This window comes from Metapseudomonas cellulosilytica (assembly GCF_049334135.1).
Taxonomy (GTDB): domain Bacteria; phylum Pseudomonadota; class Gammaproteobacteria; order Pseudomonadales; family Pseudomonadaceae; genus Metapseudomonas.
In genome coordinates, this window is the sequence record NZ_JBHZGN010000012.1 from 90,181 (window position 1) to 109,968 (window position 19,788).

Sequence of the window (19,788 nt, forward strand, 5' to 3'; positions counted from 1 at the left end):
GATCTCAAACTGCCTTGATAACTTATCGACGCAAGTCGAGGGGTAGTTTTTATCTGGCGAAAGCCAAACAAGTTGATTAAGGAGACTCGCAACAAACTCGACCTACTGGACAAAACCAACGAGCCAGAGCCATTTCGGCGATCAGCTCAGGACTCTACCCGGGCAAGCGTAGTTACATGCCCAGTTCAGGCGCCCTAACTTTGGCGTCCGGTATTACTCATGCCTGTGCACCGCAAAGTTGCCTAACGCAACATGTTGGTGCGAACGGAAGTGACACTAACGTCACATATTAAACAGCGTGCTGAATGGACGAGGTGAATACGATGCGAATCAGCATCTTTGGTTTGGGCTATGTTGGTGCAGTGTGCGCCGGCTGCCTCTCTGCTCGTGGTCATGAAGTTGTCGGCGTAGACGTTTCTCAGACCAAGATCGACCTGATCAACAATGGCAAATCGCCCATTGTCGAACCCGGTCTGGAAGAACTTCTGCAACAAGGCCTCAGGACCAACCGCCTGCGCGGCACCACCGATGTCGCCGCCGCCGTGCTCGAGACCCAGGTGTCCTTCATCTGCGTCGGTACCCCGAGCAAGAAGAATGGCGACCTGTCCCTGGAATACATCGAAGGCGTCTGCCGCGAGATCGGTTTCGCCCTGCGCAACAAGGCCGAGCGCCACACGGTAGTCGTACGCAGCACCGTGCTGCCGGGCACCGTGAAGAACGTGGTGATCCCGATCCTCGAAGACTGCTCCGGCAAGAAGGCGGGCGTGGACTTCGGCGTGGCGGTGAACCCCGAGTTCCTCCGCGAAAGCACCGCGATCAAGGACTACGATTTCCCGCCCATGACCGTCATCGGCGAGCTGGACAAGGCTTCCGGCGACCTGCTGGAAACCCTCTATCTCGAACTGGACGCGCCGATCATCCGCAAGGACATCGAAGTCGCCGAGATGATCAAGTACACCTGCAACGTCTGGCACGCGGCCAAGGTCACCTTCGCCAACGAGATCGGCAACATCGCCAAGGCCGTGGGTGTCGATGGCCGCGAGGTGATGGACGTGGTCTGCCAGGATCACAAGCTGAACCTGTCCAAGTACTACATGCGTCCGGGCTTCGCCTTCGGCGGCTCCTGCCTGCCCAAGGACGTGCGCGCGCTGAACTATCGCGCCACCTCCCTGGACGTGGATTCGCCGCTGATCGGTTCGCTGATGCGCAGCAACGCCGGCCAGGTGCAGAAGGCCTTCGACATCATCGCCGGCCATGACAAGCGCAAGGTCGCGCTGCTCGGCCTGTCCTTCAAGGCCGGTACCGACGACCTGCGCGAAAGCCCGCTGGTGGAACTGGCCGAGATGCTGATCGGCAAGGGTTTCGATCTCAGCATCTACGACCGCAACGTCGAGTACGCCCGTGTCCACGGTGCCAACAAGGACTACATCGAGTCGAAGATCCCGCACGTTTCCTCGTTGCTGGACAGCAACTTCGACGCGGTGGTGGACAAGGCCGACATCATCGTCCTCGGCAACCGCGACGAGCTGTTCGCCCCGCTGGCCGAGCGCGCACCGGCCGGCAAGCAGGTGATCGACCTGGTGGGCTTCATGCCCAAGGCCACCCAAGGCAATGCCGAGGGTATCTGCTGGTAAGCGCCCCTGCTCCCTCCCCTAGCGGGAGGGGGCACGCCCGGAACCACCAGGACGAGTACCTATGGAAAAGATCAAGCATGGCCTGCTCGAAGCCTCGGGCTGGCTCTTCTACCTCATCGCGCTGATGCTGCTGGCACTGGCATTGCCCAAGTCGGTCTTCGACCCCGATTCCAAGCATTTCCTGCTGCTGGTCGGTGTCGTGGGCATCTGGCGCTATTCCATGGGCGGCCTGCACTTCCTGCGCGGCACGCTGTTCCTCTACGTCGTCTACCCCTGGTACAAGCGGCGCCTGGCCAAGCTCGGCAGCGCGGCGGACCCGTCCCACGTGTTCCTGATGGTGACCAGTTTCCGCATCGAGGCGCTGACCACCGCCATGGTCTACCGCTCGGTGATCCAGGAAGCCATCGACTGCGGCTACCCCACCACAGTGGTCTGCTCCATCGTCGAGCTGTCCGATGAACTGCTGGTGAAGAACATCTGGTCCAAACTGAAGCCGCCGGAACGGGTCAAGCTGGACTTCGTGCGCATTCCTGGCACCGGCAAGCGCGACGGCCTGGCCTACGGTTTCCGCGCCATCTCGCGGCAGTTGCCGGACGCGAACGCCGTGGTGGCGGTGATCGACGGCGACACGGTGCTGGCCGAAGGCGTGGTGAAGAAGACCGTGCCCTGGTTCAAGCTCTTCCCCAATGTCGGCGGCCTGACTACCAACGAGTTCTGCGAAGTCCGTGGCAGCTACATCATGAGCGAGTGGCACAAGCTGCGTTTCGCCCAGCGCCACATCAACATGTGCTCCATGGCTCTGTCCAAGCGCGTGCTGACCATGACCGGCCGCATGTCGGTATTCCGCGCCAAGGTGGTGACCAACCCGGATTTCATCGCCGATGTGGAAAGCGATCACCTGGACCACTGGCGCCTGGGTCGCTTCCAGTTCCTCACTGGCGACGACAAGTCCAGCTGGTACAGCCTGATGCGCCTGGGCTTCGACACCTTCTACGTGCCGGATGCGGCGATCAACACGGTCGAGCACCCGCCAGAGAAGAGCTTCATCAAGGCAAGTCGCAAGCTGATGTTCCGCTGGTACGGCAACAACCTGCGACAGAACAGCCGCGCCCTGGCCCTGGGCCCGCGCCGCCTCGGCTTGTTCACCACCATCGTGCTCAACGACCAGCGCCTGTCCATGTGGACCTGCCTGCTGGGCCTGGCCGTGGCCATCATCGCCAGCATCAAGTACAGCATCGCCTACCTGCTGGTGTACCTGCTGTGGATCGGCATCACCCGCCTGGTCCTCACCCTGCTCCTGAGCGTTTCCGGGCACCGGATCGGACCGGCCTATCCGCTGATCCTCTATTACAACCAGATCGTCGGGGCCCTGGTGAAGATCTACGTGTTCTTCCGCCTCGACAAGCAGTCCTGGACCCGCCAACCGACCACGCTCAAACGTGACCTCGCCAGCTTCACGCGCTGGTTCAACACCTGGTCTTCACGCGCCATGACCTTCTCCGCAACCAGCGTCTTCATCGCCGCACTGATGGCGATCGTGTGAACACAAGGAACCTGACAGGAATCGAAGCCATGAATACAGCCGTCAATCTCAATGTGGTGCATGAATCCGAAGCCCAGCGCCAGCACGCGCGGGTGAAGATCCCCGGCAAAGTCCGCTACATCGCCCGCGGCGAACGCTTCGAGGGATCGCTGGTGGACGTCTCCGCCGGCGGTTTCGCCTTCACTTCCGGGAATTCCTCCGCCACTGTCGGCGACTACCACAGGGGCCGCCTGCTGTTCCAGATCGACGGCCTCAGCCTCGGCCTGGACGTGGAGTTCCAGATTCGTTTCGTGGATCCCCGCCACCAGCGCGTCGGCTGCATGTTCCACAACCTCCAGCCGCGCGACATCGCCACCCTGCGCTACCTGATCAGCGCCCACCTCTCGGGGGAACTGGTCAGCGCCGGCGACCTGCTCAACACCCTGCAGCGCGAGAACTTCACCAAGGCGCGCAAGAATGGCGCGGGTGGCGGCATGGGCCCCCTGGGGCGCCTCAAGGCCGTGACCCTCAGCGCCGGCTTCTTCATCGTCGGCGTCGGCGCCTTCGCCTACATCCTCAAGTCCCTCTACGGCCTCTACTTCGTCACCCATGCCGACTCGGCCATGGTGGCGGTGCCTTCCATGCAGATCACCATGCCCCGCGAAGGTACGGTGCAGAGCCTGGTGGGCCCGGATGCCACCGTGCAGAAAGGCGCGCCCATCGCCTCGTTCTCCGCCACCATGCTGGAGATGCTCAAGGGCCACCTGACCGACCAGCAGCTCTCGCCGAAGAACGTCGAGGATCTCTTCGGCAAGCAGATGAAGGGCACCCTCACCAGCCCCTGCAACTGCAAGATCGCCCGCCAGTTGGTGGCCGACGGCCAGTTCGCCAGCAAGGGCGACGTGATCTTCGAACTGGTGCCCCAGGACACCCAGGCCACCGTCCAGGCGCGCTTCCCCTTCCGCAACATCGCCCAGGCCAAGCCCGGCGCCAGCGTCACCTTCCAGGTGGCCGGCGAAGACGTGGTGCGCCACGGCAAGATCATCAGCAGCAACCTGCATGACGGCAGCATGTCCGCCGACATCCGCACCGTAATCCAGCCCGACGAGCCGCTGCCCAGCACCCTCGCCGGCCAGCCGGTGGAACTCAGCGTCGATCGCGGACCGTCCCTCGACTGGCTGATCGACCGTGCCCTGGCCGCGGGCTTCTGAGGAGGGTACAGCCATGGCCCATCACGCCACCCCGCTCCTGCTGCTGGCCGCGGCCGTCGCCCTGGCCGGCTGCGCCGGGCTGCCCGATGAGCGCCTCGCCCGCGAAGCGCTGAAGAACGGCGACAGCGCCACCGCCGAGCAGAACTTCCGCCAGCTGGCCGACCTCGGCTACGCCGATGCCGCCGTCGGCCTGGCCGACCTGCAGGTGGCCAGCGGCGACCCCGCGCAACTGCAGAAAGCCGAGCAGACCTACCGCCAGGCCATGGACCAGTCGCCCCGCGCCAAGGCCCGCCTGGGCAAGCTGCTGGCACGCAAGACCGAACTGAGCCAGGCCGAGCGCCGCGAAACCGCGCAGCTGCTGGAGGAATCTTTCGCGGCAGGCGAGGAGAGCAGCCTGCTGCCCCTGGTGATGCTCTACCTGCAGTACCCGCAGGACTTCCCCTCGGTGGACGTGCCGGCACGCATCGCCAAATGGCGCGCCGAGGGCCACACCCAAGCCGAACTGGCGCAGATCGTCTTCTACCGCACCCAGGGCACCTACGATCAGCACCTGGACGAAATCGAACAGATCTGCACCCGCAACCTGGCCCTGGCCGACCTCTGCTACATCGAACTGGCCACCGTCTACCAGAAGCAGGGCAACACCGACGCCCAGCAGAAGCTGCTGGATGGCCTGATGGCCGGCTACCACGCCGGGCGTATACCCGCCCAGCGGGTGGACTCGGTGGCCGTGGTGCTGGCCGACGCCGACCTCGGCAAGCCCGATGAAGGCAAGGCCCGTGAGCTGCTGGACGAAGTGGCCCCGGCCTACCCCGCCTCCTGGGTCAGCCTGGCCAAGCTGCTCTACGAGTACCCCGAGCTCGGCGATACCGAGCAGATGCTGGGCTACCTGGAGAAGGGCCGCGCGGCCAACCTGCCCCAGGCCGAACTGCTGCAAGGCCGCCTCTACTACGAAGGCAAGCTGGTGCCGCTGGACCCGAAGAAGGCCGAGCAGCACCTGCAGAAGGCCGCCACCAGCCAGCCGCAAGCCGATTACCTGCTGGGCCAGCTCTACCTGCGCGGTTACCTGGGCGAAATCGACCCGGACAAGGCCCTGAGCCATCTGCTCAGCGCCGCGCGCAGCGGCCAGATCAACGCCGACTTCGCACTCGGGCAGATGTACGTCCAGGGCAAGGGGGTCCAGCGCAATCTGGTCAACGCCTACGTCTTCAGCCAGTTGGCCCTGCCCAAGAACACCCCGCAGGCCCTGGAACTTGCACAACAAGTGGAACAGCAGCTCGCACCGGCCGACCGCGCCCGCGCCGAACAGCTCCTGCGCGAAGAACGCCAGGTGCGCGGCTCCAGCGCCCAGGGCGCGGCCCAGATGCAAGCGATGCAGACCCAATAAGGACCGATACCGACGATGAATATGAAACCCTGGATGAGCGCCGGCCTTGGCCTGACCCTGCTCGCTGCGAGCATCGCCCACGCCGCCCAGACCGACGGCAAGAACTTCGGCCTGGACGTGAAGATCACCGCCCAGTCGGAGGACGACCGCGATCTCGGCACCCGCGACGGCGGCGACGTCAACGGCATCGGTCTCGACCTGCGCCCCTGGGTCTATGGCGAGCGTGGAGAATGGAGCGCCTTCGCCATGGGCCAGGCAGTCACCGCCACCGACATCGTCGAGACCGACACCCTGGAAGGCAGCGATATCGAAGCCGATGCCGGCCAGCGCAACAACGGCCGCGAGCCGGACAAGAACTACCTGGCCATGCGTGAGTTCTGGGTCGACTACGGCGGCCTCACCGCCTACCCGGGCGAGCACCTGCGCTTCGGCCGCCAGCGCGTACGCAGCGAGGAAGGCACCTGGTGGGACACCAATATCGAGGCCCTGCGCTGGAGCTTCGACACCACCCTGCTGCGCGCCCATGCCGGCGTTGCCGAACGCTTCAGCGAGTACCGCACCGATATCGACGAGCTGGCCCCGGAAGACGAGGACCGCCAGCACTTCTTCGGCGACATCTCCACCCAATGGCGCCCCGGCCACTGGGTCGGCGCCAAGGTCCACCACATCCATGACAGCGGCGACCTGCCCAACGCGGGCGAGGAAGTGGATGAGCTGTCCAAGCGCGAGACCGGCGACCTCACCTGGCTGGGCCTGGAAGCCGACGGCGGCTTCTTCGACCGTCGCTCCACCCTGCCGCTGAACTACTGGGCCCAGGCCACCTGGCTGACCGGCGACGTGGACGAGCTGCAGCAGGCCACCGTGGGCAACCAGAACCTCGCCGCCGGCAAGCGCAATGTGGACGTGGACGCCTGGGCCGTGGACCTCGGCCTGCGCTGGAACATCGACGAGCAATGGAAGGTCGGCGGCGCCTACGCCCGTGGCAGCGGCGGCGGCGATAACGACAGCTCCGAGCAGTTCCGCCAGACCGGCCTGGAAAGCAACCGCTCCAACTTCACCGGCACCGAGGCGCGCATGCACCGCTTCGGCGAGGCCTTCCGCGGCGAGCTGAGCAACCTCCAGGTGGCCAGCGCCTTCACCTCCTGGCAGATGGGCGAAGACTACGACGCGAGCCTGGTCTACCACCGCTTCTGGCGCGTGGACGACAACCAGGATGTGGGCCAGAGCGGGATCATCGCGCCGCTGGAAGACGGCGAGAAGGACATCGGCCAGGAGATGGACCTGGTGGTCACCAAGTACTTCAAGCAGGGCCTGCTGCCGGCCTCCATGGCCGAGCATCTGGATGAGCGTTCCGCCCTGGTGCGCTTGCGTGGTGGCGTGTTCAAGCCGGGCGATGCCTACGGCAGCGGCACCGACTCGCTGATGCACCGCGCCTTCGTCGATTTCATCTGGCGCTTCTGATGGGCATTCGGCGCAAGGGAGGATCAGCCATGAAACGTGGCATGGGAACCACATTGCTGGCGAGTGGCATCGTGCTTGGCGCCCTGCAATTCGCCGCACCCTGGGTCCAGGGTGCGGAGGAGGTGCAGGTACTCAAGGAGATCAAGAACTACAAGGTCCTCACCGCCGACCCGGCACAACTGCAACTGGAGCGCCCAAAGGCGCCGGACATGTCCGGCTACACCCGCGAGGCGGTGGCAGCGAAGATCGACCGCAAGACCCGCGGCCGCGTGGTGGTCCGGCGCATGCTCCAGCAGGATGCGCTGAAGGACTTCACCGGTGGTAACGAGCGCCTGCGCGAGTGGGTCAAGCGCCAGCACGGCATGCCCCAGGCGATTTTCATCGAGGGCGGCTACGTGACCCCCGCGGACCTGGCCAAGGCACTGCCCGACAGCCAATTCAGCGAGACCGAGCCAGGCGTCTACCTTGCCCGCCTGCCGGTCGTGGTGGCCCACGACGCCAGCCTCGAGATCGGCCAGTCGACCAAGGACTTCCGCCTCTCCCAGGAGCGCGGTGCCTTCCTGGTCAACGACGGCAAGATGTTCATCGTCGACACGCACCTCACTGCCTGGAACGAGGGGCAGAAGACCCCGGCCTGGTTCCGCAAGCCGGAGGAGTTCCGCCCGTTCCTGGTGTCCTGGGGCGGCAGCGAGCTCTACATAGTCGGCAGCAAGGTCACCAGCCTCGGCTACGACAACTCCAAGTCCTATGGCGTCTCCATCACCCAGTACACCCCGGGCCAGGCCAAGCGCCTGAAGCGCCCGGCGCCCACCGGCTGGCTGCTGGATTCGGAGTTCGTCGACCACTGGTACGGCTTCTACTGCTTCGAGGCCGAGGACGTGGTGATCAGGGGCAACACCTACCGCGACAACATCGTCTACGGCATCGACCCCCACGACCGTTCGCGCCGCCTGCTGATCGCCGAGAACACCGTCTTCGGGACCAAGAAGAAGCACGGCATCATCATCTCCCGCGAGGTGGACGACAGCTGGATAGTCAACAACAAGACCTTCGACAACAAGCTCTCGGGCATCGTCATCGACCGTAGCTCGGTGAACAATCTCGTGGCCTGGAACGAGGTCTACCAGAATCACTCCGACGGCATCACCGTCTACGAAAGCTCGAACAACCTGATCTGGGGCAACAAGATCCTCGGCAACCAGCGCCACGGCATCCGCGTGCGCAACAGCGTGAACATCCGCCTCTACGAGAACCTCTCGGCCGCCAACGGCCTGACCGGCGTATACGGCCACATCAAAGACCTCTCCAACACCGACCGCAACATCAAGCTCGACCCCTTCGATACCAAGGTCTCGCTGATCCTGGTGGGCGGCAAGCTTGCCGGCAACGGCTCCAGCCCCCTGTCCATCGACTCGCCGCTGTCGGTCGAACTCTACAACGTCGAGCTCCTCGCGCCGAGCAAGTCCACCGGCATCAGCTTCGCCGGCGTCCTCGGCGAAAAGCAGGAAGAAATCCTCGACCTGATGGTGCGCCGCAAGCAGGCGGTGCTGATCGACCCCATCGAAACCCAGGCCGAACTCCAGGATTGAGGTACCCGATCATGCAAAGACTTTCCCGCAAGTGGTTCACCCCTTCCGCCCTGGCCGCCGGCCTGCTGGCAGCCGCCCAGGGCGTACAGGCGGCGCCCGAATACAGCGTGCAGCGCACCGCTCCGCTCTGCGCCGCGGCCCAGAATCCGGCCAACTACAACACCAAGTACCTGAGCTTCTTCACCACCCTGGTGCAGGGCCAGGGCGACTGGATGTTCCGTACCCAGTACGACCTGCGCACCGACTTCGGCACCACGGCCTATGGCTGGAACCAGTTGAAGCGCCTGCACGACGCACTGAAGGCCAGGGGCGTCGAGCTGATGGTGGTCTACCAACCGACCCGCGGCCTGGTGAACCGCGAAAAGCTCACCCCTGAAGAGAAGGCCCACTTCAACTACGAGCTGGCCAGGAAGAACTACCTGGCCGCCGTGGACCAGTTCCGCAAGGCCGGCATCTGGGTCACCGACCTCTCGCCGCTGTTCGACGAGAAAGGCGTCGCCACCGACTACTACTTCAAGGCCGACCACCACTGGACTCCGGCCGGCGCCGACCGTACCGCCAAGCTGGTGGCCGAAACCCTGAAGCAGATCCCCGGCTTCGACGACATCCCGAAGCAGGAGTACCAGAGCAAGGTGGTCGGCCTGCTGCCCAAGGCCGGCACCCTCCACAAGACCGCCGCCCAGTTCTGCGGCACCGGCTACGCCACCCAGTACGTCGACCGCTACGAGACCGAGGCGGCGGGCAGCGGCGGTGGCGACAGCCTGTTCGGCGACGAGTCCAATCCCAAGGTGGCCCTGGTGGGCACCAGTAACAGCGGCCCGGCCTACAACTTCGCCGGTTTCCTGCAGCAGTACAGCGGCGCCGAAGTGCTCAACCTGGCGGTCAGCGGCGGCGGCTTCGACAGCGCACTGATGCAGTACATGAGCAGCAAGGAATTCCACGAGAACCCGCCCAAGGTGCTGATCTGGGAATTCGCCACCCACTACGACATGGCCCAGGCGAGCTTCTACCGCCAGGCGGTGCCCATGGTGAACAACGGCTGCGAAGGCCGCCCGACGGTGCTGAAGAACAAGGTCAAGCTCAAGCCCGGCACCAACGAAGTGCTGGTCAACAGCGATGGCTCGCACCTGCGCGGCCGCGACTACCAGGTGGACCTGCGCCTCAGCGATCCGTCGGTGCATGAGCTCAAGACCACCGTCTGGTACCTCAACGGCCGCCGCGAGAACTTCAAGCTCGAACAGAGCGACCGGATCGACACCGGCGGGCGCTACGCCTTCGAGCTGCGCAACGAAGCGGATTGGGCGGATCTGAACATGCTCTCCCTGGAAATCCACAGCCCCGAACCCATGCCCCAGGACCTCAGCGTCGAGGTGAGCCTCTGCGCACGTCCCGGCAAGGGCGGAGGCAACCTCACGGCGAAAGCCGAGTGAGGAAGGAGGAACCCATGAACACCAGACCCTGGCTGATCGCTCCGCTGCTCGCGGGCATCCTGCTCGCCGGACAGGCCCACGCCGCCGACCTGGTGCCGCCAAAGGGCTATTTCGCGCCCGTGGTCACCGACGCCAAGTCCGGTGGCAGCTGCAAGGCGCCGCCCGCGCCCTACACCGACAAATTGGAGTTCCGCAGCAAATACGAAGGCTCCGACAAGGCGCGCGCCACCCTCAACCCGGCGGCGGAGAAGGCCTTTCGCGAGAAGACCGCAACCATCACCGAGATGGAGCGCGGCGTCAGCAAGATGGTCATGGAGTACATGCGCAAGGGCCAGCGCAGCCAGCTCGAATGCACCCTGCAGTGGCTGGGCAGCTGGGCCCAGGCCAACGCCTTGCAAAGCACCGAGTACAACCACACCGGCAAGTCCATGCGCAAATGGGCCCTGGGCAGCATGGCCTCGGCCTACCTGCGCCTGAAGTTCTCCGACTCCCGGCCCCTGGCGCCCTACCAGAGCCAGACCCGGGTGATCGAGTCGTGGTTCTCGCGCCTGGGCGACCAGGTCGTCCACGACTGGAGCGACCTGCCGCTGAAGCAGATCAACAACCACTCCTACTGGGCCGCCTGGTCGGTGATGGCCACCGCCGTGGCGACCGACCGCAAGGACCTGTTCGACTGGTCGGTGGCGCAGTTCCGCGTCGCCGCCGGCCAGGTGGACAAGGACGGCTTCCTGCCCAACGAGCTCAAGCGCCGCCAGCGCGCCCTCGCCTACCACAACTACAGCCTGCCGCCGCTGGCCATGATCGCCAGCTTCGCCCAGGCCAACGGCGTGGACCTGCGCGAAGAGAACCACGGTGCCCTGCGCCGCCTCGGCGAGAAGGTGATCGCCGGCGTGGATGACCAGGAGGACTTCGACAGGAAGACCGGCAAGGACCAGGACATGAGCGAGCTGAAGAAACACAGCAAGTTCTCCTGGCTGGAGCCCTGGTGCTCGCTCTACCGCTGCTCCGCCGAAACCCTCGAATGGAAGGACGAGATGGGCCCCTACAAGAGCTTCCGCCTCGGCGGCGACGTGACCCAGGTGTTCCATCCGAAGAAGAAAGGAGAGAGCTAGGTCGACCACGGCACGGACAGCCCCCTCTCCCTCCGGGGGAGGGTTGGGGTGGGGGAAGTCGGACTCCGCGCGGAGCCAGGCATCCCTCACCCGAACGCGGCCCGCCCCGACCCCTCTCCCGGAGGGAGAGGGGAGACATTCGCCCCCGCCCACACGGCGGGCCTGATATCAAACGTTCAATGGAGAGACTCGGATGGTCTTTTCTTCCAACGTGTTCCTGTTCCTGTTCCTGCCGATCTTCCTCGGCATGTACTACCTGGTCGGGACACGCTATCGAAACCTGTTGTTGCTGGTCGCCAGCTACATTTTCTATGCCTGGTGGCGCATCGACTTCCTGGCGCTGTTCGCCGCCGTCACGGTATTCAACTACTGGATCGGCCTGCGCATCGGCGCGGCCGGGGTGCGCACGAAGACGGCGCAGAAATGGCTGATCCTCGGCGTGGTGGTGGACCTCTGCGTCCTCGGCTACTTCAAGTACGCCAACTTCGGCGTCGACAGCCTCAACGCCATCGTCACCTCGTTCGGCATGGAGCCTTTCGTGCTCACGCATATCCTGCTGCCGATCGGGATCTCCTTCTACGTCTTCGAGTCGATCAGCTACATCATCGACGTCTACCGCGGCGACACCCCGGCCACCCGCAACCTGGTGGACTTCGCCGCCTTCGTGGCGATCTTCCCGCATCTGATCGCCGGCCCGGTGCTGCGTTTCAAGGACCTGGTGGACCAGTTCAACCACCGCACCCACACGGTGGACAAGTTCGCCGAAGGCTGCACGCGCTTCATGCAGGGCTTCATCAAGAAGGTCTTCATCGCCGACAGCATCGCGCCCATCGCCGACCACTGCTTCGCCCTCTCCGACCCAACCACGGGTGACGCCTGGCTCGGCGCCCTGGCCTACACCGCGCAGCTGTACTTCGACTTCTCCGGCTACAGCGACATGGCCATCGGCCTCGGCCTGATGATGGGCTTCCGTTTCATGGAGAACTTCAACCAGCCCTATGTCAGCCAGTCCATCACCGAGTTCTGGCGGCGCTGGCACATCAGCCTGTCCACCTGGCTGCGCGACTACCTGTACATCAGCCTGGGCGGCAACCGTGGCACCACCTTCCAGACCTACCGCAACCTGTTCCTCACCATGCTGCTGGGCGGTCTGTGGCACGGCGCCAACTTCACCTACATCATCTGGGGCGCCTGGCACGGCACCTGGCTGGCCATCGAGCGCGCCCTGGGCGTGAACGCCGCGCCCCGGGTGATCAACCCGCTGAAGTGGGCCTTCACCTTCCTGCTGGTGGTGATCGGCTGGGTGATCTTCCGCGCCGAGAACCTGGACGTCGCCTGGCGCATGTACGCCGCCATGTTCAGCTTCGGCGACTGGCAGCTCTCCGAGCTCAACCGCGCCCAGCTCACCAGCCTGCAGATCGCCACCCTGGTGCTGGCCTACGTGGTGCTGGCCGTCTTCGGCATCCGCCAGTTCCATGCCCAACCCCTGGCCGGAGCCCCCAAGGCCCGCGCCCGCGAGGACGACGACGGCATCGCCATCAATGCCGATGGCAGCGCCGCCCTGCCCCGCGCCCGCATCCAGATCGGCGCACTGGCCTTCCACGCCGCCGTGCTCCTGCTGTTCGCCGCCGCGGTGCTGAAGCTCTCGGCGCAGAGCTTCTCGCCCTTCCTGTACTTCCAGTTCTGAGTGGAGCCGACCATGAACAGAACCCTGAACCTGCTCTACATCGTGCTTTTCTGCGGGCTGCTGCTGGCCCTCGGCCTCTGGTCCATGCGCGCCTTCTTCGGCTTCTCCGTGGCCCAGGAAACCAGCGTGCTGGACGGCAAGCTGACCCACGCCTTCGAGAAGCACTACGACGAGGAGTTCCCGGTCAAGCAACTGGGCACCAACCTCTGGGCGCTGGTGGACTTCAAACTGTTCGGCGAAGGCCGCCAGGGCGTGGTCATCGGCCAGGATGGCTGGCTCTACTCGGACGAGGAGTTCGACCCGGTGGCCGACGAAAGCCGGCACATGGACGACAACCTGGCGCTGATCCAGGGCGTGCGCGACGAGCTGGCGCGACGTGACGTGCAGCTGGTGCTGGCGATCATCCCGGCCAAGTCGCGGATCTACCCGGAGCACATGGGCCAGGCCACTCCCAGCGCCCTGCGCCAGGAGCTCTACCAGCGCTTCCGCGACTCGGCCCTCAAGGCCGGGATCAGCGCCCCCGACCTGCTCACCACCCTGGAGGACGCCAAGAACCAGGGCCAGGTCTTCCTGCGCACCGACACCCACTGGACCCCGCTGGGCGCCGAGGTGGCGGCCGGGCGCCTGGGCCGGACCGTGAGCCAGACCTTCGACCTGCGCGGCGCCCCGCAGCAGTTCGTAACCGAGACCCAGGGCGAGGATGCCTACAAGGGCGACCTGACCCGCTTCCTGCCCCTGGACCCGCTGTTCGAGAACCTGATGCCGGCCCCGGACCAGTTGCAGAAGCGCGCCACCCGCAGCCAGGACGACGGCAGCGCGGGCGACGACGCCCTGTTCGGCGAGAGCGAGGTACCGGTGGTGCTGGTGGGCACCAGCTATAGCGCCAACGACCGCTGGAACTTCGCCGGTGCCTTGCGCCAGGCCCTGCAGCGCGACCTGGTGAACCACGCCGAGGATGGCCATGGGCCGATCCTGCCGATGCTCAAGTACCTGAAGAGTGACGAACTGAAGGATGCCCCGCCGCAACTGGTGATCTGGGAATTCCCCGAACGCTACCTGCCGATGCAGAGCGACCTGTCCGACTTCGACCCCGAATGGGTCGCCGGCCTGCGCAAGGGCGCGGCCGGTGACCAACGCCTGGCCGCACGGTCGGGCAACTGAAGCGTTACCACACAAGGCGATCACGCCCTTTTCAAGAGAAATGATGGAGGTACACCCCATGAAACGACAGAACAACCGTAGCTGGACGTCGTACGCCTGTGCCCTGGTCCTCGGCCTCGGCGCCCTCCAGGCGAACGCCGATGAAGGCGGCCTGTACGGCCCGCAAGCGCCCAAGGGATCTGCCTTCGTCCGCGCCTATAACGCCGGCAGCAGCGAACTCAGCGTCAATGTCGGCAACACGGCGCTGACCGACGTGCCGCCGCTGGGCTCCAGTGACTTCAAGTTCCTCCCGGCGGGCAACTACAGCGCCAAGGTAGGCACCGGCAGCCTCGCGGTGAAGCTGGAGGCCGACCACTACTACACCCTGGTCAACCAGGCCGGCAAGGAGCCGCAGCTGGTTGAAGAACCGGCCTTCAAGAACAAGCAGAAGGCCCTGCTGCGCGTGCAGAACCTGTCAGACGCCAAGCTCACCCTGAAGACCGCCGACGGCAAGACCCCGGTGGTCGAGGGCGTGGCCCCGCAGGGTCGCGGCGAGCGCGAAATCAACCCGGTGAAAGTCGGCCTCGCCTTGTTCGACGGCGACCGCAAGGTCAGCGACCTCAAGCCGGTCTCCCTGCAGCGCGGCGAAGTGGTGTGCCTGTACATCACCGGCAGCGGCGGCAAGTTCTCGCCGGTCTGGGTCAAGCGCCCGGCCGAATCCTGAGACGCGGCAACCGAGCAGTTACCGGCGCGGGCCGAACCGCGCCGGTCATTACCCGCCACGCAGAGGGCGGGAAAGAAAGAAATGTGATCGATGGAAGCAGTGCCCAAAACCCATGAATGAGTTAGGAGAAACACCCATGATTCCCGTGATCCTCTCTGGCGGTAGCGGCTCTCGCCTCTGGCCTCTTTCGCGCAAGCAATATCCCAAGCAGTTCCTCGCCCTCACCGGCGAGCAGACCCTGTTCCAGCAGACCCTGCAGCGCCTGAACTTCGAAGGCATGCAGCCGGCCGTGCTGGTGGCCAATCAGGACCACCGTTTCATCGTCCAGGAGCAGCTGGACGCCATCGGCCTGCAGGCCCAGTCCATGCTGCTGGAGCCTTTCGGCCGCAATACCGCTCCGGCGGTGGCCATGGCCGCCATGCAGCTGGTGGCCGAGGGCCGTGACGAGCTGATGCTGGTAATGCCGGCCGACCACGTACTGCGCGACCCGAAGGCCTTCCAGCAGGCCCTGGCGCTGGCCACCATCGCCGCCGAGAAGGGCGAGATGGTGCTCTTCGGCGTCCCCGCCGAGCGCCCTGAAACCGGTTACGGCTACATCCGCAGCAAGGCCGACGCCGCCCTGCCCGATGGCATCAGCCGTGTCGCCCAGTTCGTCGAGAAGCCGGACGAGGCCCGCGCCCGCCAGTATGTGGAATCCGGCGACTACTTCTGGAACAGCGGCATGTTCCTGTTCCGCGCCAGCCGCTTCCTGGAAGAGCTCAAGCATCATGACGTGGACATCTACGACACCTGCCTGCTGGCCCTGGAGCGCAGCAAGCGCGACGGCATCGCGGTGAGCATCGACGCGGCCACCTTCGCCTGCTGCCCGGACAACTCCATCGACTACGCGGTGATGGAGAAGACCGCCCGCGCCTGCGTGGTGCCGCTTTCCGCCGGCTGGAACGATGTCGGCAGCTGGAGCTCCATCTGGGAAGTGCACGACAAGGACCAGGACGGCAACGTCACCAAGGGCGACGTGGTGGTGCAGGACAGCCATAACTGCCTGGTGCACGGCAACGGCAAGCTGGTGTCGGTGATCGGCCTGGATGACGTGGTGGTGGTCGAGACCAAGGACGCCATGATGATCGCCCACAAGGACCGCGTGCAGGACGTGAAGAAGCTGGTCAACAAGCTCGACGCCGATGGCCGCAACGAAACCCAGAACCACTGCCAGGTCTACCGCCCCTGGGGTTCCTACGACTCGGTGGACATGGGCGGCCGCTTCCAGGTCAAGCACATCACCGTCAAGCCCGGCGCACAGCTCTCGCTGCAGATGCATCATCACCGCGCCGAGCACTGGATCGTGGTCTCCGGCACCGCCCAGGTGACCTGCGACGACAAGGTATTCCTGCTCACCGAGAACCAGTCCACCTACATCCCGATCGCCTCCGTGCACCGCCTGGCCAACCCGGGCAAGATCCCGCTGGAGATCATCGAAGTACAGTCCGGCAGCTACCTGGGCGAAGACGACATCGAGCGCCTGGATGACGTCTACGGCCGCGCGCCGCAAGCCGACAACGTGGTCAGCATCGCCCGCTGAAAGACCGCATCGCGCGGCCCGGTGCAATACCGGGCCACGTGCTTGCGCTAGCATGGAGGGCCTCAAGGAGGTCTTTCCATGCTTATCGGCGCCATCCTCGCCCTCACCTGGCTGATCCTGCTGCTGCGTTACCCGGCCAAGGCCCTGCCGTTGTCACTCGCGGCGGTGTTCGGCGTAGGCCTCATCGCGCTCTGGGTGCTCTGGGAGGAACGCGGTGTCGAACGTCGCTTCGCCCGCCTGGACGTCCAGCTCAACTACACCCCCGAGAACTGCCCCGCCGACCGCCCGCTGGCCATCCGGGTGCGCAATGGCGGCGACGCCACCCTGCGTGATTTCGCCTGGCAGGTGCAGGCCTTCCGCCCCGGCGACACCATCAACCTGGCCCAGCCCAGCTACGACCACCCACGCTACCTCGGCCCGGCCGAGCTGCAGCCCGGCGCGCAATGGCAGGACTGCCTGCCCCTGCCGCCCATTCGCCAGGGTTATCGTGCGCAATCCCTGGAGTTTCGCGCCGCCAATCTGCGTGGCAAATTCGTCGACTGAACAAGAAGCACCCTCTCCCCGGCCCTCTCCCGCAAGCGGGAGAGGGAGTTGTCCGTGCCGCACGGATCGCTTGTCTCCCCTCTCCTCTTCAGGGAGAGGGGCCGGGGGAGAGGGCAACCGGACGCCACCTCTGCAAAGGACTCGAGATGCCTACTCCCACCGCCCTGATCACCGGCTGCTCCAGCGGCATCGGCCGCGCCCTGGCCGACGCCTTCAACGCCGCCGGCTACAGCGTCTGGGCCACCGCCCGCAAGCCGCAGGACCTCGCAGAGCTTGCCGCCGCCGGCTTTATCGCCGTCGAGCTGGACGTGAATGACCAGGCCGCCGTCGCCGCCATGGCCCAGCGCCTGGAGCGCGAGGCAGGTGGTCTCGACGTGCTGGTGAACAATGCCGGCTATGGCGCCATGGGGCCCCTGCTCGACGGTGGTGCCGACGCGCTACGCAAGCAGTTCGAAACCAATGTCTTCGCCCTGGTGGACCTGACCCGTGCCTGCTTCCCGCTGCTGCGCCAGCGCCGTGGCCTGGTGGTAAACATCGGCAGCGTGTCCGGCATCCTGGTCACCCCCTTCGCCGGGGCCTACTGCGCATCCAAGGCCGCGGTCCACGCCCTCTCCGACGCCCTCAGGCTGGAGCTGGCGCCCTTCGGCATCGAGCTGATGGAAGTACAGCCCGGCGCCATCGCCTCCAGCTTCGGCGCCAACGCCAGCCGCGAGGCCGAAGCCCTGATCGCCGAAGGCTCGCCCTGGTGGCCCCTGCGCGAAGGCATCCGCGCCCGGGCCCGCGCCTCCCAGGACAACCCCACCCCGGCCGATGACTTCGCCCGCGCCCTGCTCGCCGCCGTACAACGCAAACCCCGTCCGGCGCTGGTGCGCATCGGCAACGGCAGCCGCGCCCTGCCCCTGCTGGCGCGCTGGGTGCCGAGGAGTTTGCTGGACCGGGTGTTGAAGAAGCGCTTCGGCCTCGGCGTGAACCTGTAGGATGGGTGGAGCGCAGCGATACCCATCAGGGGCGGTCGATGGGTATCGCGTTGCTCCACCCATCCTACAACGCCATCTGTCGGGCCCCGAGGAATAATCCATGTCACTCCCCATGCGCTATGCCATCGGCGGCGTGGTCCTGGCCACAATCCTGAATGTCCTGCTGCGCAGCTTCGTCAAGTTCGGCGGGATACTCGCCACCCTGTTGATCGCCGCCGCCACGGCGGCCCTGCTGGCCCTGGCCTTCCGCCTGATCCAGCGCCGCGCCCCGGCTCCAGGCGAGCGCTGGCGCATCGTCCTCGCCTACGGCGGCCTGCTCGGGCTGCTGTACCTCGGGCTGCTGGCGATGATGACGCTGCAGGACACCCCCAGCCCCATGGGCGTCCTGCTGTTCCTGGTTCATTACCTGTGCTATCCGGTGCTGGCCGCCGTGCTGCTATCGGAGCGGTTCTTCGCGAAGCTCCACTGAGCGACGATCGGGAATCGGCGCGGCGGCTAGACGCTCCCTTCCCGCTCCACCACCAGGATGCGTGCCGCGCCACGGGGATGGGCGACGTGTTCGCAGCCGACCTCGGCATGGAAGATGTCCCCCACGCCCAGCAGCACGCGCCTTTCTTCACCCGCCTCGCGGTAGCGCATCTCCACCTCGCCATCCAGCACGGCGAAGACTTCGCTCCCGTCATTCACGTGCCAGACATAGGGCTGGTCGGTCCAGTGCAGGCGCACGGTGGTGCCGTCCAGGTTGGCGATATCCAGCGCGCCCCAGGCCCGTTCCGCCGTGAAGTCGCGGCTGCGCACCACGCGACCGGCGCTCATGCGCGACCCGCCGTCGCGACAACCTGGGCCGCCGGCCTGGGCTTGCGAAACACCAGCAGGTTGCCGGCCATCACCAGGGCCAGGCCGAGCAGCGCCGGCAGGGTCCATTGATAACCTTCGGCGAAGGCCGAGATGTTCAGCGCCACCACGGGGAAGAGCACGGTGCAGTAGGCCGCGCGTTCCGGTCCCATGCGCCCCACCAGGGTCAGGTAGGCGGTGAAGCCGATCACCGAACCGGGAATGGCGAGATAAAGCAGCGAACCGACGTAGCGTGCATTCCATTCCATGGCGAAGGGCGTGCCGCTGGCCAGGCACCAGGCGCTCAGCAACAGGGCGCCGTAAAGCATGCCCCAGGCGTTGGTGGTGAGTGGCTTGAGGCCGGCTTTCTGCTGCAGGCTGGACAGCATGTTGCCGGCGGAGAAGCACAGCGTGCCCAGCAGGGCCAGGCCCAGGCCGACGATGGTTTCGCGGCTGGCGGTATGGTGCGAGAGCTCCGGCCAGAACAACAGCGCCAGCCCCAGCAGGCCGAGACCGCCGCCGGCGAGCACATTGGCGGCGATGCGCTGGCCGAAGAAGATCCGCGCATTGAGGGCGTTCCACAGGGTGGCGGTGGAGAACACCACGGCGATCAGCCCGCTGGGAATCCACTGGCTGGCGGTGTAGAAGCACATGAAGTTGACGCAGAACAGGCACAGGCCCTGGGCCAGGCAGATCAGTTGGGCGCGGCCGTCGAGCTTCTGCAGGCGACGACTGAGCAGCAACAGGGCGAACAGCACGGCAGCGGCGAGGGCGAAGCGGTAGGCGATGGACGCGGGAATGGCGACGCTGCCCATCTGCAACTTGATGGCGATCCAGGTGGTGCCCCAGATCAGGACGGTGAGCAGGTAGAGGGAGAGGTTCATCAGGGCGACTCCGGTTGCAATGGAATCAGTCTCCGCCCGCCCCTGCCGGCCCGCTTGCACAAACTTGCGCTTAT

At 65.6% G+C, this 19,788-nt stretch carries 17 protein-coding genes; 15 read left to right on the forward strand and 2 right to left on the reverse strand.

The features are described 5' to 3' along the window. The first annotated feature begins 323 nt into the window (after positions 1 to 323). From algD to ACFW0H_RS16800, 15 genes are all read left to right on the forward strand, one after another. Positions 324 to 1,634, forward strand: coding sequence for a GDP-mannose 6-dehydrogenase (gene algD, locus ACFW0H_RS16730; protein ID WP_422914991.1), 1,311 nt, complete (start codon positions 324 to 326; stop codon positions 1,632 to 1,634). A 61-nt stretch (positions 1,635 to 1,695) separates the two neighbouring features. Beyond that, entirely contained in the window at positions 1,696 to 3,177 is a 1,482-nt protein-coding gene (alg8, locus tag ACFW0H_RS16735; RefSeq protein WP_422914992.1) for a mannuronan synthase, read from the forward strand. A 29-nt stretch (positions 3,178 to 3,206) separates the two neighbouring features. Then, entirely contained in the window at positions 3,207 to 4,367 is a 1,161-nt protein-coding gene (locus ACFW0H_RS16740) for a PilZ domain-containing protein (protein WP_422914993.1), read from the forward strand. Between the two features lie 13 nt (positions 4,368 to 4,380). Next, positions 4,381 to 5,754 carry an alginate biosynthesis TPR repeat lipoprotein AlgK gene (gene algK / locus ACFW0H_RS16745; RefSeq protein ID WP_422914994.1) on the forward strand — a complete coding sequence of 458 codons (1,374 nt, stop codon included), beginning with the start codon at positions 4,381 to 4,383 and terminating at the stop codon, positions 5,752 to 5,754. 15 nt (positions 5,755 to 5,769) lie between these two features. Next, a complete protein-coding gene (locus tag ACFW0H_RS16750) occupies positions 5,770 to 7,215 on the forward strand; it encodes an alginate export family protein (RefSeq protein WP_422914995.1) in 1,446 nt (481 codons plus the stop codon). 29 nt (positions 7,216 to 7,244) lie between these two features. Further along, on the forward strand, positions 7,245 to 8,804 hold the full coding sequence (gene algG, locus ACFW0H_RS16755) for a mannuronan 5-epimerase AlgG (protein ID WP_422914996.1): 1,560 nt from the start codon (positions 7,245 to 7,247) through the stop codon (positions 8,802 to 8,804). Positions 8,805 to 8,815: 11 nt separating this feature from the next. Then, positions 8,816 to 10,234, forward strand: coding sequence for an alginate O-acetyltransferase (locus tag ACFW0H_RS16760; protein WP_422914997.1), 1,419 nt, complete (start codon positions 8,816 to 8,818; stop codon positions 10,232 to 10,234). 14 nt (positions 10,235 to 10,248) lie between these two features. Continuing rightward, positions 10,249 to 11,346 carry a mannuronate-specific alginate lyase gene (locus ACFW0H_RS16765; RefSeq protein WP_422914998.1) on the forward strand — a complete coding sequence of 366 codons (1,098 nt, stop codon included), beginning with the start codon at positions 10,249 to 10,251 and terminating at the stop codon, positions 11,344 to 11,346. 193 nt (positions 11,347 to 11,539) lie between these two features. Next, the gene (locus ACFW0H_RS16770) at positions 11,540 to 13,033 is read left to right on the forward strand and encodes an MBOAT family O-acyltransferase (RefSeq protein WP_422914999.1); all 1,494 of its coding nucleotides are present in this window, start codon (positions 11,540 to 11,542) and stop codon (positions 13,031 to 13,033) included. Positions 13,034 to 13,045: 12 nt separating this feature from the next. Then, complete coding sequence (locus ACFW0H_RS16775; RefSeq protein ID WP_422915000.1) at positions 13,046 to 14,194, forward strand: alginate O-acetyltransferase; 1,149 nt, start codon at positions 13,046 to 13,048, stop codon at positions 14,192 to 14,194. Positions 14,195 to 14,252: 58 nt separating this feature from the next. Continuing rightward, positions 14,253 to 14,897 carry an alginate O-acetyltransferase AlgF gene (locus tag ACFW0H_RS16780; protein ID WP_422915001.1) on the forward strand — a complete coding sequence of 215 codons (645 nt, stop codon included), beginning with the start codon at positions 14,253 to 14,255 and terminating at the stop codon, positions 14,895 to 14,897. A 136-nt stretch (positions 14,898 to 15,033) separates the two neighbouring features. After that, entirely contained in the window at positions 15,034 to 16,476 is a 1,443-nt protein-coding gene (locus ACFW0H_RS16785; protein WP_422915002.1) for a mannose-1-phosphate guanylyltransferase/mannose-6-phosphate isomerase, read from the forward strand. A 78-nt stretch (positions 16,477 to 16,554) separates the two neighbouring features. After that, the gene (locus ACFW0H_RS16790; RefSeq protein ID WP_422915003.1) at positions 16,555 to 17,019 is read left to right on the forward strand and encodes a multidrug transporter; all 465 of its coding nucleotides are present in this window, start codon (positions 16,555 to 16,557) and stop codon (positions 17,017 to 17,019) included. A 146-nt stretch (positions 17,020 to 17,165) separates the two neighbouring features. Next, positions 17,166 to 17,996: an SDR family oxidoreductase gene (locus ACFW0H_RS16795; protein ID WP_422915004.1), complete on the forward strand. Its 831-nt coding sequence runs from the start codon at positions 17,166 to 17,168 to the stop codon at positions 17,994 to 17,996. Positions 17,997 to 18,096: 100 nt separating this feature from the next. After that, on the forward strand, positions 18,097 to 18,465 hold the full coding sequence (locus ACFW0H_RS16800; RefSeq protein WP_422915005.1) for a hypothetical protein: 369 nt from the start codon (positions 18,097 to 18,099) through the stop codon (positions 18,463 to 18,465). 26 nt (positions 18,466 to 18,491) lie between these two features. On the opposite strand, the gene ACFW0H_RS16805 is transcribed toward ACFW0H_RS16800, so the two are convergent. After that, the gene (locus ACFW0H_RS16805; RefSeq protein ID WP_422915006.1) at positions 18,492 to 18,812 is read right to left on the reverse strand and encodes a cupin domain-containing protein; all 321 of its coding nucleotides are present in this window, start codon (positions 18,810 to 18,812) and stop codon (positions 18,492 to 18,494) included. After that, positions 18,809 to 19,714, reverse strand: a complete 906-nt coding sequence (locus tag ACFW0H_RS16810) for a DMT family transporter (RefSeq protein ID WP_422915007.1) — start codon at positions 19,712 to 19,714, stop codon at positions 18,809 to 18,811. Before ACFW0H_RS16810 ends, ACFW0H_RS16805 begins: the two co-directional genes overlap by 4 nt. Positions 19,715 to 19,788: the final 74 nt, after the last annotated feature.

Excerpts from the sequence above, each read along its gene's own strand:
- algD (WP_422914991.1), top strand. The coding sequence starts at position 324 with ATGCGAATCAGCATCTTTGGTTTGGGCTATGTTGGTGCAGTGTGCGCC.
- alg8 (WP_422914992.1), top strand. The coding sequence starts at position 1,696 with ATGGAAAAGATCAAGCATGGCCTGCTCGAAGCCTCGGGCTGGCTCTTC.
- ACFW0H_RS16740 (WP_422914993.1), top strand. The coding sequence starts at position 3,207 with ATGAATACAGCCGTCAATCTCAATGTGGTGCATGAATCCGAAGCCCAG.
- algK (WP_422914994.1), top strand. The coding sequence starts at position 4,381 with ATGGCCCATCACGCCACCCCGCTCCTGCTGCTGGCCGCGGCCGTCGCC.
- ACFW0H_RS16750 (WP_422914995.1), top strand. The coding sequence starts at position 5,770 with ATGAATATGAAACCCTGGATGAGCGCCGGCCTTGGCCTGACCCTGCTC.
- algG (WP_422914996.1), top strand. The coding sequence starts at position 7,245 with ATGAAACGTGGCATGGGAACCACATTGCTGGCGAGTGGCATCGTGCTT.
- ACFW0H_RS16760 (WP_422914997.1), top strand. The coding sequence starts at position 8,816 with ATGCAAAGACTTTCCCGCAAGTGGTTCACCCCTTCCGCCCTGGCCGCC.
- ACFW0H_RS16765 (WP_422914998.1), top strand. The coding sequence starts at position 10,249 with ATGAACACCAGACCCTGGCTGATCGCTCCGCTGCTCGCGGGCATCCTG.
- ACFW0H_RS16770 (WP_422914999.1), top strand. The coding sequence starts at position 11,540 with ATGGTCTTTTCTTCCAACGTGTTCCTGTTCCTGTTCCTGCCGATCTTC.
- ACFW0H_RS16775 (WP_422915000.1), top strand. The coding sequence starts at position 13,046 with ATGAACAGAACCCTGAACCTGCTCTACATCGTGCTTTTCTGCGGGCTG.
- ACFW0H_RS16780 (WP_422915001.1), top strand. The coding sequence starts at position 14,253 with ATGAAACGACAGAACAACCGTAGCTGGACGTCGTACGCCTGTGCCCTG.
- ACFW0H_RS16785 (WP_422915002.1), top strand. The coding sequence starts at position 15,034 with ATGATTCCCGTGATCCTCTCTGGCGGTAGCGGCTCTCGCCTCTGGCCT.
- ACFW0H_RS16790 (WP_422915003.1), top strand. The coding sequence starts at position 16,555 with ATGCTTATCGGCGCCATCCTCGCCCTCACCTGGCTGATCCTGCTGCTG.
- ACFW0H_RS16795 (WP_422915004.1), top strand. The coding sequence starts at position 17,166 with ATGCCTACTCCCACCGCCCTGATCACCGGCTGCTCCAGCGGCATCGGC.
- ACFW0H_RS16800 (WP_422915005.1), top strand. The coding sequence starts at position 18,097 with ATGTCACTCCCCATGCGCTATGCCATCGGCGGCGTGGTCCTGGCCACA.
- ACFW0H_RS16805 (WP_422915006.1), bottom strand. The coding sequence starts at position 18,812 with ATGAGCGCCGGTCGCGTGGTGCGCAGCCGCGACTTCACGGCGGAACGG.
- ACFW0H_RS16810 (WP_422915007.1), bottom strand. The coding sequence starts at position 19,714 with ATGAACCTCTCCCTCTACCTGCTCACCGTCCTGATCTGGGGCACCACC.